Genomic DNA, 16,388 nt, shown 5'->3' with positions numbered 1-16,388 from the left:
CAAGCACGTGTGCTTGTTTTGCTCCTGGCGCCGTGCCATGCTCGCCCCACACCGCCGCCCTCCGAGGGACGGGACCGCCGTCCTGTCGCCAACGCGGCGCTGTCGTGAGGGAGTTGTGGCGTGTCCGACCTCCGGATCAGTCAGCCCGCGCCGTGCCGGGGGTTCGGGGGTGCTCTGTGAGCCGGATGCTGCGGGTGGGGAACTTCTCCGGGTTCTACGGCGACCGGTTCGACGCGCCGGCGGAGATGCTCGGCGGCGAGGTGGACGTCCTCACCGGCGACTACCTCGCCGAGTTGACGATGCTCATCCTGGGCCGGGACCGGATGCGGGACCCCGCACAGGGGTACGCGAAGACGTTCCTGCGCCAGCTCGAGCAGTGCCTGGGCCTCGCGCACGAGCGGGGCGTGCGGATCGTGACCAACGCGGGCGGCGTCAACCCGGCCGCGCTCGCCGCCCGGATCCGGCACCTCGCCGACCGCCTCGGCATACCCGTACGCGTCGGCCACGTCACCGGCGACGACCTGACAGGCCGCGGGACCTGGGGCGAGGGCGTCGTCACCGCCCACGCCTACCTCGGCGGGCGCGGCATCGCCGCCTGCCTGCGCGCCGGCGCCGACATCGTGGTCACCGGACGCGTCACCGACGCCGCCTTGGTCACCGGGCCCGCCACGGCGCACTTCGGGTGGTGGCCGGAGGAGTACGACCGGCTGGCGGGCGCCGTGGTCGCCGGGCACGTCCTGGAGTGCGGCACCCAGGCGACCGGCGGCAACTACGCCTTCTTCGCGGAGCACGGCCCGGGCGCCGTGCACCGGCCCGGCTTCCCGCTCGCCGAGATCCACGAGGACGGCTCCTGCGTCATCACCAAACACGACGGCACGGGCGGCTTCGTCGACACCGGCACCGTCACCGCGCAGCTCCTCTACGAGACGTCAGGAGCCCGGTACCCGGGCCCCGACGTGACCGCCCGCCTCGACACCGTCCGGCTCACCCAGGAGGGCCCCGACCGGGTCAGGATCGACGGTGTCCGGGGCGAACCGCCGCCACCCGCCCTGAAGGTCGGCCTGAACCGGCTCGGCGGCTTCCGCGGCGAGGTCGTCTTCGTGCTGACCGGACTCGACATCGACGCCAAGGCCGCCCTCGTGCGCGACCAGATGGAGGACGCCCTCGGCAAGCGGCGCCCCGCCGAGCTGCGCTGGGAGCTGGCCCGCACCGACCGCCTGGACGCGGACACCGAGGAGACCGCCAGCGCCCTGCTGCGGCTGATCGCGCGCGACCGCGACGAGGAGGCGGTCGGACGCGCCCTGGGCGCCGCCGCGGTCGAGCTGGCCCTCGCCTCCTACCCCGGCTTCCACGTGACCGCACCGCCCGGAAAGGGCACGCCCTACGGGGTGTTCGAGACGGCGTACGTCGCGCAGGGCGACGTCGAGCACGTGGCCGTCCTCCCGGACGGGCGGCGGGAGCGGATACCGGCACCCGCGCGGACCGCCAGCCTGGGCCCGGAGGCCTTCCGGGGCGGCGACGGACCTGGGGAGGGCGGCGACGGACCTCGGGAGGACGGCGACGCATCCCGGGAGGGCGGCGACGGACCTCGGGAGGGCGGCGACGGACCTCGGGAGGGCGGCGACGCATCCCGGGAGGGCGGCGACGGACCCCGGGAGGGCGGCGACGCATCCCGGGAGGGCGGCGACGGGGCGGGCGAGCCGGCCCGTACCCGTGCCCGGCGTGTCCCGCTGGGGCTCCTCGCGGGCGCCCGCAGCGGTGACAAGGGCGGGGACGCGAACATCGGCGTCTGGGCGCGGCAGGGCGCCGACGAGGGCCGTACGGACGCCGTCTGGGACTGGCTGCTGCGCACGCTGACCACCGACCGGCTGCGCACCCTGCTGCCGGAGTGCGCGGAGCTGCCCGTCACCCGCCATGTGCTGCCGAACCTGCGGGCCCTGAACTTCGTCGTCGAGGGCCTGCTCGGCGAGGGCGTCGCCGCCCGGCACCGCTTCGACCCGCAGGCCAAGGCCCTCGGCGAGTGGCTGCGGGCCCGGCACGTGGACGTCCCGGAAGAGCTGCTGGACGCCGTGGGGGCCACGGCGGAGGGCGTGGCGGGCGGCGCGGGGGAGGGCGCGGCGGGCGGCGCGGTGGAGGGCGCGGCGGGCGCCTCGTCCGTCGTCCGCGCGCCGCGTGAGACGGCCGGGCCCCGGAACACCGCCGCGCCCCGGAACCCCCCGCACCGCTCCGAGGAGCCGCTGTGACCCTGCTCGCGTCCGCCCTGGACACCACCGCGCCCGCCTACGCGGCGCACCGCGCGGCCATGCTCGACAAGCTCGCCGAGCTGGCGGCCGAGCACGCCAAGGCCCTCGCGGGCGGCGGCGAGAAGTACGTCGCCAGGCACCGGCGGCGGGGCAGACTCCTCGCCCGGGAGCGGGTGGAACTGCTGCTCGACCCCGACACGCCCTTCCTGGAGCTGTCGCCGCTCGCGGCCTGGGGCAGCGAGTACACCGTGGGCGCCTCCCTGGTGACCGGCATCGGCGTCGTCGCGGGCGTCGAGTGCCTGATCACCGCCAACGACCCCACCGTGCGCGGCGGGGCCAGCAACCCCTGGACGCTGAAGAAGGCCCTGCGCGCAGGCGAGATCGCGCTCGCCAACCGGCTGCCCTGCATCAGCCTGGTCGAGTCCGGCGGCGCCGACCTGCCGTCCCAGAAGGAGATCTTCATCCCCGGGGGCGCGCTCTTCCGCGACCTCACCCGGCTGTCCGCCGCCGGCGTCCCCACCCTGGCGGTGGTCTTCGGCAACTCCACGGCGGGCGGCGCCTACGTGCCCGGCATGTCCGACCACGTGATCATGGTCAAGGAGCGCTCCAAGGTGTTCCTCGGCGGACCGCCGCTGGTCAGGATGGCGACCGGTGAGGAGAGCGACGACGAGTCCCTGGGCGGCGCCGAGATGCACGCGCGCGTGTCGGGTCTCGCCGACCACTTCGCCGTCGACGAGCACGACGCGCTGCGCCAGGCGCGCCGGGTCGTCGCCCGCCTGGGCCACCGCAAGGCGTACCCGGATCCGCCGCCGTACGCGGTGGAACCGCCCGCCTATGACGCCGACGAGCTCCTGGGCGTCGTCCCGGGCGACCTCAAGGTCCCCTTCGACCCGCGTGAGGTGATCGCCCGGATCGTCGACGGCTCCGACTTCGACGAGTTCAAACCGCTCTACGGGACCAGCCTCGCCACCGGCTGGGCACGGCTGCACGGCTACCCGGTCGGCATCCTCGCGAACGCCCGGGGCGTGCTGTTCAGCGCGGAGTCGCAGAAGGCGGCCCAGTTCATCCAACTGGCCAACCAGCGGGACATCCCGCTGCTGTTCCTGCACAACACCACCGGCTACATGGTGGGCAGCGACTACGAGCAGGGCGGCATCATCAAGCACGGCGCCATGATGATCAACGCCGTCTCCAACTCCCGGGTGCCGCACCTGTCCGTGCTCATGGGCGCCTCCTACGGCGCCGGGCACTACGGCATGTGCGGCCGGGCGTACGACCCGCGGTTCCTCTTCGCCTGGCCGAGCGCCAGATCGGCCGTGATGGGTCCCCAGCAGCTCGCCGGCGTGCTGTCGATCGTCGCCCGGCAGTCCGCGGCGGCCAGGGGCAAGCCGTACGACGAGGAGGCCGACGCGGCGCTGCGGGCGATGGTGGAGCGGCAGATCGAGGCGGAGTCGCTGCCGATGTTCCTGTCGGGGCGGCTGTACGACGACGGGGTGATCGACCCGCGGGACACCCGCACCGTGCTCGGCCTCTGCCTCTCCGCCATCCACACGGCGCCGTTCGAGGGCGTCCGCGGTGGTTTCGGTGTCTTCCGGATGTGAACGGACGGTATGTCAGCGGTGATCACCTCCCTGCTCGTCGCCAACCGCGGTGAGATCGCCTGCCGCATCGTGCGCACCTGCCGCGACCTCGGCATCGCCACCGTCGCGGTGTACGCGGACGCGGACTCGACCGCGCTCCACGCGCGCGTGGCCGACGCCGCCGTACGCCTGCCGGGTGACGCGCCCGCGGACACGTACCTGCGCGGCGACCTCGTCGTGAAGGCCGCGCTCGCGGCCGGCGCGGACGCCGTGCACCCCGGGTACGGCTTCCTCTCCGAGAACGCCTCCTTCGCGCGTGCCGTCCTCGACGCGGGCCTGGTGTGGGTGGGCCCGCCGCCCGCGGCGATCGAGGCGATGGCGTCAAAGACGCACGCCAAGAGGCTGATGGGCGTCGCGGCCGTGACCGACCCCGGCGCGCTGACCCAGGACGACCTGCCCGTGCTGGTGAAGGCCGCGGCGGGCGGCGGCGGGCGCGGCATGCGGGTGGTGCGGGACCTCGCGTCGCTGGACGCCGAGCTGGCCGCCGCGCGCGCCGAGGCGGCGAGCGCCTTCGGGGACGGCGAGGTCTTCGTCGAGCCGTACATCGAGGGCGGCCGGCATGTGGAGGTGCAGATTCTCGCCGACGCGCACGGCACCGTATGGACTCTCGGCACCCGCGACTGCTCCCTTCAGCGCCGCCACCAGAAGGTGATCGAGGAGGCCCCGGCGCCCGGCCTCGCCCCGGGCCTCGTGGCACGCCTCACCGAGGCCGCGGAGCGGGTCGCCCGCGCCACCGGGTACGTCGGCGCGGGCACCGTCGAGTTCCTGGTCGACGGTGCCCGCGCCGACGCCGCCGACGCGCGCGTGCACTTCCTGGAGATGAACACCCGCCTCCAGGTGGAACACCCCGTCACCGAGGCCGTGTTCGGGATCGACCTGGTCGCCTGGCAGATCCGGATCGCCGAGGGACAGCCCCTCGACGCACGTCCGCCCGCCGCGCACGGCCATGCGGTGGAGGCCCGCCTCCACGCCGAGGACCCGGCCCGCGACTGGGCCCCGTCCACCGGCGTCCTGCACCGGCTGCACGTCCCGGGCGCCGTGCCGGGAACAGCCACCCAGGGGGCCGTTCCCGGCACGGCCACGGAGGGAGCCGGTTCCGGAACCGCCACCCAGGGAGCCGTTTCCGGCACGGCCGCCCAGGGCGCGGTGCCCGGATCGTTCGCCCCGGGGAGCGCGGTCGGGTCGTTCGCCGTGGGTGCCGGGGCCCTCGTCCCGGGGAGCACGGTCGGGTCGTTCGCCCAGGGGAGCCCGGTACCGTACGGCGCGGGGCTGCGGCTCGATGCCGGGTACCAGGACGGCGACCGCGTCGGCGTGCACTACGACCCGTTGCTCGCCAAGGCCGTCGCATGGGCGCCCACGCGCGCGGAGGCGGTGCGCAGGCTCGCCGGGGCGCTTGAGCACGCGCGCGTGCAGGGCCTCGTCACCAACAGGGAGCTGCTGGTGCGGTCCCTGCGGCACCCGGAGTTCGCCGCGGGCCGCATGGACACCGGCTTCTACGAGCGGCACCTGTCCGAGCTCACGGCGCCCGCCCCCGACCCGTCCGCGCCGGTGGCCGCGGCCGTGGCCACCGCGCAGGGCCGCTCGCGCTTCGGCGGGTTCCGCAACGTTCCCTCGCAGCCGCAGGTCAGGCGGTACCGGGGCGAGCCCGACGGCACCGAGTACGAGGTGCGCTACCGGCACACCCGCGGGGGGATCGTCGTCGACGACGTCCTGTGGAACGGCCCGGGGGCCGCCGCGACGGCCCCTGAGCCCGCACCGAACGCCCCGGGCGCCGGCCCGTCCGCCCCCGCCGCCCAGGACGGCCCCGCGCCGGCCCTCCGGGACATCCGCGTCCTGCGCGCCGCCCCCGGCCAGGTCGTGCTCGAAGTGGGCGGCATCCGGCGCACGTTCGACGTCACGGTGCGCGGCGAACGGGTGTGGGTCGGCGACACCGCCCTCACCGCCCTGCCCCGCCTGCCGCCGCCGGCCGCCCCGGAGCGCCCGCCGGGCTCGCTGCTCGCCCCGATGCCGGGGACCGTCGTCCGGCTCGCCGAGGGCGTCGCGGAAGGGGCGCGGGTGAGCGCGGGAGCGCCCCTGCTGTGGCTGGAGGCCATGAAGATGGAGCACACCGTCACCGCCCCCGCCACCGGCACCCTCACCGCCCTGCACGCCGCCCCCGGCCGTCAGGTCGAGTCCGGCACCCTGCTCGCCGTGGTCACGGCGGACGGGCCGCCGAGGCCGACGGAGGACGGGATCCGGACGGGCACGGACGTGCCGCCGTGAGCAGGGCGGACGACGGGCCCGTGGCGAGTGCGGGGGACGGGCCGCTGGTGAGCGCGGCGGACGGGCTCCGGACGAGCGCGGGGGAGGGACTCCGTACGAGTGCGGGGGACGGGCCGCTGGTGAGCGCGGCGGACGGGTTCCGGACGAGCGCGGGGGAGGGACTCCGTACGAGTGCGGGGGACGGGCCGCTGGTGAGCGCGGCGGACGGGTTCCGGTCGAGCGCGGCGGACGGGCTCCGGAGGAACCCGGCGGACGGGCCCGTCAGGAGCACGGAGGAGAAGTCCCCGACGAACGCGGAGGAGAAGCCCCGATGAGCACCGCCCACGAAAGCGCCGAGCACCAGGACCTGCGCGCCGCCGTCGCCGCGCTCGGCAAGCGCTACGGCCGCGCCTACCTGACCTCCGTGGTCCGCGCCGGCGGCCACCCGGACGAGCTGTGGCGGGAGGCGGCGAAGCTCGGCTACCTCGGCGTCAACCTCCCCGAGGAGTACGGCGGCGGGGGCGGCGGCATCGAGGAGCTGTCCCTGGTGCTGGAGGAGCTGGGCGCCGCGGGCTGCCCCCTGCTGATGATGGTGGTGTCGCCCGCCATCTGCGGCACCGTCATCGCCCGCTTCGGCACCGAGGCCCAGAAGCGGGCCTGGCTGCCGGCGTTCGCCGACGGCAGCCGCACCATGGCCTTCGGTATCACCGAGCCCGACGCAGGCTCCAACTCGCACCGCATCACCACCACGGCCCGCCGCGACCGGGCCACCGGCGACTGGCTGCTGACCGGCCGCAAGGTGTTCGTCTCCGGTGTCGACGCCGCCGACGCCACCCTGATCGTCGGCCGCACCGAGGACGCCCGCACCGGCCGTCTCAAGCCGTGCCTGTTCATCGTCCCGCGGGACGCCGACGGGTTCGGGCGGCGCCGGATCGACATGGAACTGCACGCCGCGGAGAAGCAGTTCGAGCTGGTCCTCGACGACGTCCGGCTGCCCGCGGACGCGCTCGTCGGCGACGAGGACGCCGGCCTGCTCCAGCTCTTCGCCGGGCTCAACCCCGAGCGCATCATGACCGCCGCCTTCGCGATCGGCATGGGCCGGTACGCGCTGGACCGCGCGGTGGCGTACGCCAAGGAGCGCACCGTCTGGCAGGCCCCCATCGGCGCCCACCAGGCCATCGCCCATCCGCTGGCGCAGGCCCACATCGACCTGGAGCTGGCCCGCCTGATGATGCAGAAGGCCGCCCGCCTGTACGACGCGGGCGACGACACCGGTGCGGGCGAGGCCGCGAACATGGCCAAGTACGCGGCGGGCGAGGCCTGCGTACGCGCCGTCGACCAGGCCGTGCACACCCTCGGCGGCAACGGCCTCACCAGCGAGTTCGGCCTCGCCTCCCTGGTCACCGCGGCCCGGGTGGCCAGGATCGCGCCGGTCAGCCGGGAGATGATCCTCAACTATGTGTCGCATCAGAGCCTTGGCCTGCCCAAGTCCTACTGAGCACGCTGGTCGGTAGGCCTGCCGGAAGGAGCCGCCGTGGTCCACCCCGGCCACCACGCGGACGTCCCGGTACTCGAACACGCGGACGTCCCGGTCCCCGAACCGCCCCACGACGCCGGGGAGCTGATCGAGCACGAGGACCACCGGGCGGCACCCGGGGAACTGGAGGTGGCGGCGCCCCCGGGGCTGGAGGCGGTGCTTCTCGGCCAACTTGGGGTGGCGCGACGCCGCCGTGGTCGGCGTCCCCGAGGACGGCGGGAACTCAATCCCCATGGCGCCTGCGGCGCCCGCCGGGGAAGCGGCGCCCACGGCGGACGACGTGCCGGCCTCGGGGGCCGCGCGCCGCGCCGTACCGGAGGATCAGGCGGGCGGGGTTCACCGGGGCGGTACTCCGGGCAGCGTCCGGAAAGATCCTCCGCGGGGAACCGAAGAGCCTGCCGTGTACGTGTCCCGCCCCGCGGAGCACACCGCCGGCCCCGGCGTGCACCATCGCGCGGGGCCACCGCCCGACACGACCCTGGGAGCCGCCGGTGACCGAGCCCCTCACGACGGCGCACGAGCGCGGCGTCGCCGTCCTCACCCTCGACGACCACCGCCGGCGCAACGCCCTGTCCGGGCCCCTGGTGAGCGCCCTGACCCAGGCCCTGGAGAAGGCCGACGGCGACGAGGACGTGCGCGCGATCGTGCTCACCCACTCCGGATCGACGTTCAGCGCGGGCGCCGACCTCAGGAACCCGCCGGCGCCCGGGGCGTTCCTCGCGCTGCTGCGGATGCTCCTGGAGCTGTCCACGCCCGTGGTCGCCCGGATCAACGGGCACGCGCGCGCGGGAGGGCTCGGTCTGATCGGCGCGTGCGACATCGCCGTGGCGGGCCCGGAGGCCACCTTCGCGTTCACCGAGGTGCGCCTCGGGGTGTCCCCCGCGGTCATCAGCCTGCCGCTGCTGCCCCGCCTCGACCCGCGGGCGGCGAGCCGCTACTTCCTGACGGGCGAGACCTTCGACGCCCACGAGGCGGCCCGCATCGGCCTGGTGACGTCGGCCGCGCTGAGCGTGGACGCCGCGCTCGTCCCCGTCCTCGACGGGATGCGCAAGGCCGCCCCGAGGGCGCTGCGCGCCACCAAGCGGCTGCTCAACGCCAGGGTCCTCGATGCCCTCGACACCGGCAGCGAGGCCGTGACGGCGCTCGCCGCCCAGCTCTTCACCTCCGCGGAGGCCCGGGAGGGAATGACCGCCTTCCTCGAACGCCGCGACCCCGCATGGGTACGGTGACGGCATGGGGACGGCGACGGCGTGGGACGACCGCGTGGGAACGGTGACGGCGTGGGGGCGGTGACCGCGGCCGACCGGACGCCGAAGCAGGACCGCAGCCGCCTGACCCGGCAGCGGCTGCTGGAGGCCGCCGTGACCTGTCTCGCCGCGCACGGCTGGGCGGGCTCCACCGTCGCCGTGGTCGCCGAGCGCGCCGGCGTCTCACGGGGCGCGGCCCAGCACCACTTCCCGACCCGCGAGGACCTGTTCACGGCGGCCGTCGAGTACGTCGCCGAGCAGCGCTCCAGGGCGCTGCGGGCCCTCTTCCCGGACGGCACGCACGACCGCCGGGCGGTCGTCGCCGCGCTCGTCGACCTCTTCACCGGGCCGCTGTTCAAGGCGGCGCTCCAACTGTGGGTGGCCGCGGCCCACGAGGACCTGCTGCGGGTGCGGGTGACCGAGCTGGAGGCCAGGGTGGGCCGTGAGACGCACCGCATCGCCGTGGAGCTGCTCGGGGTCGACGAGTCCGTGCCGGGCGCCAGGGAGACCGTCCAGGGCCTGCTGGACATGGCCCGCGGCCTGGGCCTGGCCACCCTCCTCACGGACGACACCCGCCGCAGACAACGCGTCGTCGACCAGTGGTCCACCCTCCTCGACACCACCCTCCCCTGACCACCGTCCCAAGGGGGCAGTTCCGGTCGCTTCCGGGCCACCGGCGGGTGGGTGGTCGCTCGCGCGGTTCCCCGCGCCCCTTGGTGGGTGCGGTTGGTGTCGGGGCATCCCGGGGTTCCTGGGGGCGCGGGGAACTGCGCGCCCGGCCACGACGAGACCGTCGGGTCGCCACCGTCCCAAGGGGGCTGTTCCGGTCGTTTCCGGGCCACCGGCGGGTGGGTGGTCGCTCGCGCGGTTCCCCGCGCCCCTTGGTGGGTGCGGTTGGTGTCGGGGCATCCCCGGGTTCCTGGGGGCGCGGGGAACTGCGCGACAAGCCACGACGATGCCCGCGCGTCGTCACTGCCCAGAGGGAGCCGGTCCGGCCGCCTCCGGACGCAAGCCGGACGTACGGTACCCGGGAACCTCGGCCACCCCCCGCGGCCCGGGCCCCGCATACCGGGCCGTGGGCCGCACCAGGCGGCCCGTCCGCTTCTGCTCCAGGATGTGCGCCGCCCACCCCGCCGTCCGCGCACAGGTGAACATCGACGTGAACATGTGCGCCGGCACCTCGGCGAAGTCCAGCACGATCGCCGCCCAGAACTCCACGTTCGTGGCCAGCACCCGGTCGGGGCGGCGGGCGTGCAGTTCCGCGAGCGCCGCGCGCTCCAGGGCCTCGGCCACCTCGAACCGCGGCGCGCCCAGCTCCCGGGCCGTGTGCCGCAGCACCCGCGCGCGTGGGTCCTCGGCGCGGTAGACCCGGTGGCCGAAACCCATCAGCCGCTCGCCGCGGTCCAGCGCCCGGCGCACATAGCCCTCCGCGTCGCCCGAGCGCTCGATCTCCTCGATCATGCCGAGCACCCGTGAGGGCGCTCCGCCGTGCAGCGGCCCGGACATGGCGCCCACCGCCCCGGACAGCGCCGCGGACACGTCCGCGCCGGTGGAGGCGATGACGCGGGCGGTGAACGTGGACGCGTTCATGCCGTGTTCCGCGGCCGACGTCCAGTAGGCGTCCACGGCCGCCACGTGCCGCGGGTCCGGCTCGCCCCGCCACCGGGTCATGAACCGCTCCGTGATGCTGCCGGCCTTGTCGATCTCCCGCTGCGGCACCATCGGCAGCCCCTGCCCGCGCGCCGACTGCGCGACGTACGACAGCGCCATCACGGCGGCCCGCGCCAGGTCCTCCCTGGCGCGGGCCGCGTCGATGTCGAGCAGCGGCCGCAGGCCCCACACGGGCGCCAGCAGCGCGAGCGCCGCCTGGACGTCCACCCGGACGTCGCCGGAGTGCACCGGGATGGGGAACGGCTCGGCGGGCGGCAGCCCCGGGTCGAAGGAGCCGTCCACGAGGAGCCCCCACACATGGCCGAAGGAGACCTTCCCCACCAGGTCCTCGATGTCGACGCCCCGGTAGCGCAGGGCGCCGCCCTCCTTGTCGGGTTCGGCGATCTCCGTCTCGAAGGCGACGACTCCTTCGAGGCCGGGTATGAAGTCGGACATGGGGCGGCTCCTGACTGGGCTCCATACTGCGAACGGTCCACGTGCGGGCTACGAATCTATGAGAAGTCCTCGAACGAAGGCTGTCACCGTCGTCGCCGGCCGTTCACCCCGCCCCGAACCGGAAACGCGTGCGGGACCTCACCACCGCCGGGGACGGTCCGTACGGCAAGATGACTGCGTGACAGACCGCGCGCACCCAGCCGACGCCAGCCCAGCCGACCCCGCGGACAGTGCCGCCGCAGCGGCCGCCGCGGCCGATGCCGCCGCCATCGACGCCGCCGCCCACCCCGAGGTGGCGGTGCCGCCCGGCGCGGCCGACCCCGCCGAGATGCGCGCCCACTACCGCGCCGAGGGCCTGTCCGAGAGCGATCTCGCACCGGAGCCGATGGAGCAGTTCAGCCGGTGGTTCCAGGAGGCCGCACACGTCGCCGAACAGGGCGGGCTCTACGAACCCAACGCCATGGTCGTCTCCACGGCCGACGCCGAGGGCCGCCCCAGCTCCCGCACGGTGCTGCTCAAGCAGTACGACGGGCGGGGCTTCGTCTTCTACACGAACTACACCTCGCGCAAGGCCCGCGACCTGGCCGCCAACCCCCGCGTCGGGCTGCTCTTCCCCTGGCACCCGATGGCCCGCCAGGTGATCGTCACGGGCACGGTGTCCCGCACCGGCCGCGACGAGACCGCCGCCTACTTCCGCACCCGTCCGCACGGCTCCCAGCTCGGTGCCTGGGCCAGCGAGCAGTCGTCGCAGGTCGCCTCCCGCGCGGAGCTGGACCGGGCGTACGAGGAGCTGGCCAGCCGCTACCCGGAGGGGGAGGCCGTGCCGGCGCCGCCGCACTGGGGTGGGTTCCGGGTCGCGCCGGAGACGGTGGAGTTCTGGCAGGGGCGGGAGAACCGGCTGCACGACCGTCTGCGGTACGTCCGCACGCCGGCGGGGGCGTGGCGGGTGGAGCGGCTCTATCCCTGAGCGCGGCGGGGCGGCGCGCCCCCGGCTTCTCCCGAGCGGGGCCGGGTCCCCGGCTTCTCCCGAGCGGGGCTGCGCCCCCGCCCCTTTGGGGTGCCGCCGGAAGGTCCGGAAAACGGACAACCCGCGGGCCATGGTTCCTGCCGCCTGGGCGGAAGGAAGCCGGCCGGACGTACCGGCGGCCCGCGGGTCGGGTGACTGTGTGGAATTGGCCGGCTGCGCTCACGCGCTGGTCCGGCACCGCACTTGAGTGTGATGTCGGGCCGCTAGCCCGCAGTCACCTCTCGTGTCCGGTTGTCATACATCTGCCGAACCACCTCCTTTCCCGAGTGACCCCAGCCTAAGCACGCCCCCGCCCCGTGCTCAAGGGGATTTTTCCGGGGGCGCACGGCCCCGCCGGGACGGCGCGGTGTTTTTCACAGGGAGGGCAGTTGTTCGTGGGGCCCGGAACGGGCCATCATCAATGGCGGGCGTAAATGCGGATGTCATCCCCATGCCGCCGGATATTCACGGCGCAACGATTTTCGGGGAACGGCATGTGGGCTCCGTCACGTTCGAGTTGAATGATCTGGAGTGCCGTCACCGCGTGCACTCCACCTGGAATCGGCCGGCAGGGGGTGCCCCGGTGAGTGCTTCCCGGCGCAGCGGAACCACCGACGAGCTGGGCCCGCCCGACCCCGGGCGGGACGGCGCGGATCTGCTCGCCGCGCTGCTCGACGGCATGGACGCGGCACTGTGCGCCTTCGACGCCGACGGCGTGGTGACGCACTGGAACCGCGAGGCCGAGCGGATCCTCGGCTGGAGCGCCGAGGAGGCGGTCGGCAGGCAAGGCTTCGCGGGCTGGGCGGTGCGTCCCGCGGACGCCGCGGAGGTGGAGGGCCGGCTGATGTCGGCGATGCGCGCGCCGAGCCGCCAGGTGCACGAGTTCGCGCTGCTGACCAAGGACGGCGGCCGGGTCCTGGTGCGCACCCAGTCCGCCGCCGTGCGCGGCCCCGACGGCGAGCCCGCCGGCGTGTACTGCGCCTTCAGCGAGGTGCACGCGCAGATAGACCTGGAGCGCTCCATCGCGCTCAGTGAGGCACTGTTCGAGGACGCCGCCTGGGGCGTCGTCCTGGTCGACGCCGACCTCCGCCCCGCCGTCGTCAACCGCTACGCGGCGCGCGCCCTGGGCACCGGCCGCACCGCTCTGCTGGGCCGCCCCCTGGGCGAGCTGATCACCCAGGGCGCGGAGGAGCTGGAGAGCGCCCTCACGCACGTGCTCGCCGAGGGCGCGCCGCCCGCGCCGGCCGAGATGTGGGTCACCCTGCGCACGGCCGACGGGGAGCGGCGCCGCTGCTGGCGCAGCGGCTTCCTCCGGCTCGCCTCGCCGCTCGCCGAGGAGCCGGTGCCGCTGGGCGTCGGCTGGCTCTTCACGGACGTCACGGAGACCAAGCAGGCCGCCCAGGAGGCCGCCCAGCTCAGGTTCCGCGCCAACCAGCTCCACCGCGCGGCGCGCGCCGCGGCGGAGTGCGAGGACCCGGCCGAGGCCGCCGCCGTCCAGCTCGACTTCGCCCTCGCGGGCTTCGCCGACCATGCCCTGATCGACCTGATCACGCCCGGCGGCGCCCCGGACGGCGGCCCGGTCCGCCTGGTCCGCGCCGTCACGACGCCCTCGGGCACCTCGGGGCCGAGCGCCCCGGCGGGCTCCGCGGGCCTGCCCATGCGGTACGCGGCCGGGCACCCGGCGCTGCAGTGCGTGGACCGCGAGGGGTCGGTGCGCGCCAGCGCGTACGCCGCCTCCCGGAGCCTGTCGGGACCGTCCGAGGCCCGCGGCGCACGGGACGCCGGAGATCGCCCCCGCGCCGCCCGGAGCGCCGCCGACCGGATCCCGGACCCGGCGTGGGCCACGGAGCGGCAGTGGCCCGAGGACGCGGTGCACGCGCTCTGCACGGTGCTGCGCAGCCGCGGCAGGACGCTCGGCGTGGTGACGTTCCTGCGCGGCGCGAGCCGGGCGCCCTTCGACCGCACGGACGCCTCCTACGCGGAGAGCGTCGCCGTGCGGATAGCCGCGGCCCTCGACCTCTCCCAGGTCCTGGACGGCGGCGGCCTGACCTGACGCACGGCACCTCTGCCGGGGGCGCGGCCCCGCTTCGGAGGGGCGCGGGGGAACCCGGGGCACCATCCGCGCCATCCGCCGGCGGCGGGCTTCGCCGCCGGTTCCCCGCGCCCCTACCGGGGCACTCCGTGCTGGTAGAAGATCCGGTCCCCGTACTCCGTGAACACCTTCTCGTTCCACGCGTGCCCGCCGTCGACATTCGCGGACCGCAGCAGCGGCGGCTCGACGCCGCGCTCGGCGAGCAGGCCCGCCGCGGTCGCCACGGTGGCCTGGAGCAGCGCGCTGGTGACGACGGTGGAGGCGGGGGCGAACGGCGCCGCGATGCCGTCGGCGGACAGCGCCGCGTCGCCGACCGGGATCCGGCTGTCCAGCACGACGTCGCAGTGGTCCTTGAGGAAGGTGCCCGACGCGTGGCGCGACGCGGTCGCCGCGGTGTAGCCGACCGACGTCACCCCGATCACCTTCAGGCCGCGCTGCCGGGCCGCCAGTGCCATCTCCACGGGAAGCGCGTTCCGGCCGGACAGCGAGATGATCACCAGGACGTCGCCGGCCCGCGCGGGGCTCGCGCCCAGCACGGCCGCCGCGAGCCCGCCCACGTGCTCCAGGGCGGAGCCGAGCGTCGCGGGCATCACGTCGACGCCCACCGTGCCGGGCACCGCGAGCAGGTTCACTAGCGCCAGCCCGCCCGCCCGGTAGACCAGGTCCTGCGCGGCCAGCGAGGAGTGGCCCGCGCCGAACGCGAACAGCCGGCCCCCGGCCTGGACGGTGTCGGCGAGCAGGGCGCCGGCCGCTCGGATGCTGTCCGCCTCCTCGTCGCGCACCCGCTCCAGCAGCGCGATCGCGGCGTCGAAGTACCGACCGGCCAGGTCCCTGTCGCTCATCCGGGAGTCCTCTCGTAGCCGGCCGCGGGCGGGAACCCGCGGCCCTGGGTGGATGCCGTGCCGAGCCGGGGGTGCGGCCGGGTGCCCGGGGGCCGGTTCGTCGCGGCGCTCCCTGGCCACGGCCCCCGGTCCCCTGGCACACTCCTGTGACCCGGGTCGGCCCGGTGCGGGACCCGCGAGCGGTCCCGTGTGCCTGTCCGCGCCCCGCGCGCGTCCCGCGGCTGTGCCGCGGATCACGGTGCGGTCCGGACCAGTGCGCTGTCAACCGGTCTTCCCGTGCGGGGTGCGCCTCCCGCCGGCCCGCCGCGGTACGGCATCTGCGACGGGTCCGGTTGTCAGCGGTATGCGTCAGAATTGTTCCAGGGCCACGCGCACCCGTGGTGATCACCAGCGGGGCGAGCAGTAGAGCCAGCAGAGCCAAGCGAGGGGCACGTATGTCCGGACTGATCGACACCACGGAGATGTATCTCCGCACCATCCTCGAGCTGGAGGAGGAAGGTGTGGTTCCCATGCGGGCCCGGATCGCCGAGCGGCTGGACCAGAGCGGCCCCACGGTCAGCCAGACCGTCGCCCGGATGGAGCGGGACGGCCTGGTCGCCGTCGCCAGCGACCGCCATCTGGAGCTGACGGAGGAGGGCCGCCGGCTGGCGACCCGGGTGATGCGCAAGCACCGCCTCGCCGAGTGCCTCCTGGTCGACGTGATCGGCCTGGAGTGGGAGCAGGTGCACGCGGAGGCGTGCCGGTGGGAGCACGTGATGAGCGAGGCGGTGGAGCGCCGTGTCCTGGAGCTGCTGCGGCACCCCTCCGAGTCGCCGTACGGCAATCCGATCCCGGGCCTGGAGGAGCTGGGCCAGAAGGACCAGGCCGACCCGTTCCTGGACGAGGGCATGGTCTCGCTGGCCGACCTCGACCCCGGCCTGGACGGCAAGACGGTCGTGGTGCGCCGCATCGGCGAGCCGATCCAGACGGACGCCCAGCTCATGTACACGCTGCGGCGCGCCGGCGTGCAGCCGGGCTCCGTGGTGAGCGTCACGGAGTCGGCGGCCGGGGTGCTGGTGGGCAGTGGCGGCGAGGCCGCCGAGCTGGGCTCCGACACCGCGTCGCACGTCTTCGTCGCCAAGCGCTGAGGTCCCCGCGCCGGGTGCCCGCCGGGATCGTGCCGGGCCCCGTGGCCGGATGCCCGCCGGGGCCGATGACGGGCCTCCGCGCCCCGGCACCGTCGGGGCGTGACGGGCCTCGCGCACCATGCGCGCCGGGCGGCGCGCCGGCGGCCGCTGGGATGTCAAATTATGTGGCATCAGGGGAGGTTGTGTTCAGGTCACCGGGTCGCGGGATGCAAAATTAACCGGATTCTGTGTGCGGAACGGCAGCGCCCGGACGCTTCGCGTGCGAGGCTGTGTGCCCAGAGGCATATGACCTGAGAGGGCTGTCCTC

The 16,388-nt window shown here is 75.1% G+C and carries 12 protein-coding genes; 10 read left to right on the top strand and 2 right to left on the bottom strand.

Annotation, left to right across the window (positions count from 1 at the left end; genetic code table 11):
• Positions 1-185 precede the first annotated feature (185 nt).
• The 7 genes from ACSMXW_RS15595 (at position 186) to ACSMXW_RS15565 (ending at position 9,541) form a co-directional block, all read left to right on the top strand.
• Positions 186-2,243 carry an acyclic terpene utilization AtuA family protein gene (locus tag ACSMXW_RS15595; RefSeq protein ID WP_485808063.1) on the top strand — a complete coding sequence of 686 codons (2,058 nt, stop codon included), beginning with the start codon at positions 186-188 and terminating at the stop codon, positions 2,241-2,243.
• Positions 2,240-3,844: an acyl-CoA carboxylase subunit beta gene (locus ACSMXW_RS15590; RefSeq protein ID WP_485807026.1), complete on the top strand. Its 1,605-nt coding sequence runs from the start codon at positions 2,240-2,242 to the stop codon at positions 3,842-3,844. Before ACSMXW_RS15595 ends, ACSMXW_RS15590 begins: the two co-directional genes overlap by 4 nt.
• 9 nt (positions 3,845-3,853) lie before the next feature.
• Positions 3,854-6,145, top strand: a complete 2,292-nt coding sequence (locus ACSMXW_RS15585) for an acetyl/propionyl/methylcrotonyl-CoA carboxylase subunit alpha (protein ID WP_485807024.1) — start codon at positions 3,854-3,856, stop codon at positions 6,143-6,145.
• A complete protein-coding gene (locus ACSMXW_RS15580) occupies positions 6,142-6,459 on the top strand; it encodes a hypothetical protein (RefSeq protein ID WP_485807022.1) in 318 nt (105 codons plus the stop codon). The genes ACSMXW_RS15585 and ACSMXW_RS15580 overlap by 4 nt, the downstream gene beginning before the upstream one ends.
• Entirely contained in the window at positions 6,456-7,622 is a 1,167-nt protein-coding gene (locus ACSMXW_RS15575; protein ID WP_485807020.1) for an acyl-CoA dehydrogenase family protein, read from the top strand. Before ACSMXW_RS15580 ends, ACSMXW_RS15575 begins: the two co-directional genes overlap by 4 nt.
• Before the next feature lie 530 nt (positions 7,623-8,152).
• A complete protein-coding gene (locus ACSMXW_RS15570; RefSeq protein ID WP_485807018.1) occupies positions 8,153-8,890 on the top strand; it encodes an enoyl-CoA hydratase family protein in 738 nt (245 codons plus the stop codon).
• A 51-nt stretch (positions 8,891-8,941) separates the two neighbouring features.
• A complete protein-coding gene (locus tag ACSMXW_RS15565) occupies positions 8,942-9,541 on the top strand; it encodes a TetR/AcrR family transcriptional regulator (protein WP_485807016.1) in 600 nt (199 codons plus the stop codon).
• Between the two features lie 336 nt (positions 9,542-9,877).
• On the opposite strand, the gene ACSMXW_RS15560 is transcribed toward ACSMXW_RS15565, so the two are convergent.
• Positions 9,878-11,014, bottom strand: coding sequence for a citrate synthase 2 (locus tag ACSMXW_RS15560; protein ID WP_485807014.1), 1,137 nt, complete (start codon positions 11,012-11,014; stop codon positions 9,878-9,880).
• 328 nt (positions 11,015-11,342) lie between these two features.
• On the opposite strand from ACSMXW_RS15560, the gene pdxH reads away from it, so the two are divergent.
• Both pdxH and ACSMXW_RS15550 read left to right on the top strand, forming a co-directional pair.
• On the top strand, positions 11,343-11,981 hold the full coding sequence (pdxH, locus tag ACSMXW_RS15555) for a pyridoxamine 5'-phosphate oxidase (protein ID WP_485808062.1): 639 nt from the start codon (positions 11,343-11,345) through the stop codon (positions 11,979-11,981).
• Between the two features lie 622 nt (positions 11,982-12,603).
• On the top strand, positions 12,604-14,073 hold the full coding sequence (locus tag ACSMXW_RS15550) for a PAS domain S-box protein (protein WP_485807012.1): 1,470 nt from the start codon (positions 12,604-12,606) through the stop codon (positions 14,071-14,073).
• A gap of 113 nt (positions 14,074-14,186) precedes the next feature.
• On the opposite strand, the gene ACSMXW_RS15545 is transcribed toward ACSMXW_RS15550, so the two are convergent.
• Positions 14,187-14,954: an SIS domain-containing protein gene (locus ACSMXW_RS15545; protein WP_485807011.1), complete on the bottom strand. Its 768-nt coding sequence runs from the start codon at positions 14,952-14,954 to the stop codon at positions 14,187-14,189.
• Between the two features lie 434 nt (positions 14,955-15,388).
• On the opposite strand from ACSMXW_RS15545, the gene ACSMXW_RS15540 reads away from it, so the two are divergent.
• The gene (locus ACSMXW_RS15540) at positions 15,389-16,081 is read left to right on the top strand and encodes an iron-dependent transcriptional repressor DtxR (protein WP_485807009.1); all 693 of its coding nucleotides are present in this window, start codon (positions 15,389-15,391) and stop codon (positions 16,079-16,081) included.
• Positions 16,082-16,388 lie beyond the last annotated feature (307 nt).

Source organism: Streptomyces sp. DSM 116793 (assembly GCF_057320905.1).
The sequence above is the reverse complement of the archived record's forward strand: the minus strand, read 5'-3'. Positions and strand labels throughout refer to the sequence as shown.

Coding starts and splice junctions, on each gene's coding strand:
- ACSMXW_RS15575 (WP_485807020.1), top strand. CDS start 6,456: ATGAGCACCGCCCACGAAAGCGCCGAGCACCAGGACCTGCGCGCCGCC.
- ACSMXW_RS15540 (WP_485807009.1), top strand. CDS start 15,389: ATGTCCGGACTGATCGACACCACGGAGATGTATCTCCGCACCATCCTC.
- ACSMXW_RS15585 (WP_485807024.1), top strand. CDS start 3,854: ATGTCAGCGGTGATCACCTCCCTGCTCGTCGCCAACCGCGGTGAGATC.
- ACSMXW_RS15595 (WP_485808063.1), top strand. CDS start 186: ATGCTGCGGGTGGGGAACTTCTCCGGGTTCTACGGCGACCGGTTCGAC.
- ACSMXW_RS15560 (WP_485807014.1), bottom strand. CDS start 11,014: ATGTCCGACTTCATACCCGGCCTCGAAGGAGTCGTCGCCTTCGAGACG.
- pdxH (WP_485808062.1), top strand. CDS start 11,343: ATGCGCGCCCACTACCGCGCCGAGGGCCTGTCCGAGAGCGATCTCGCA.
- ACSMXW_RS15545 (WP_485807011.1), bottom strand. CDS start 14,954: ATGAGCGACAGGGACCTGGCCGGTCGGTACTTCGACGCCGCGATCGCG.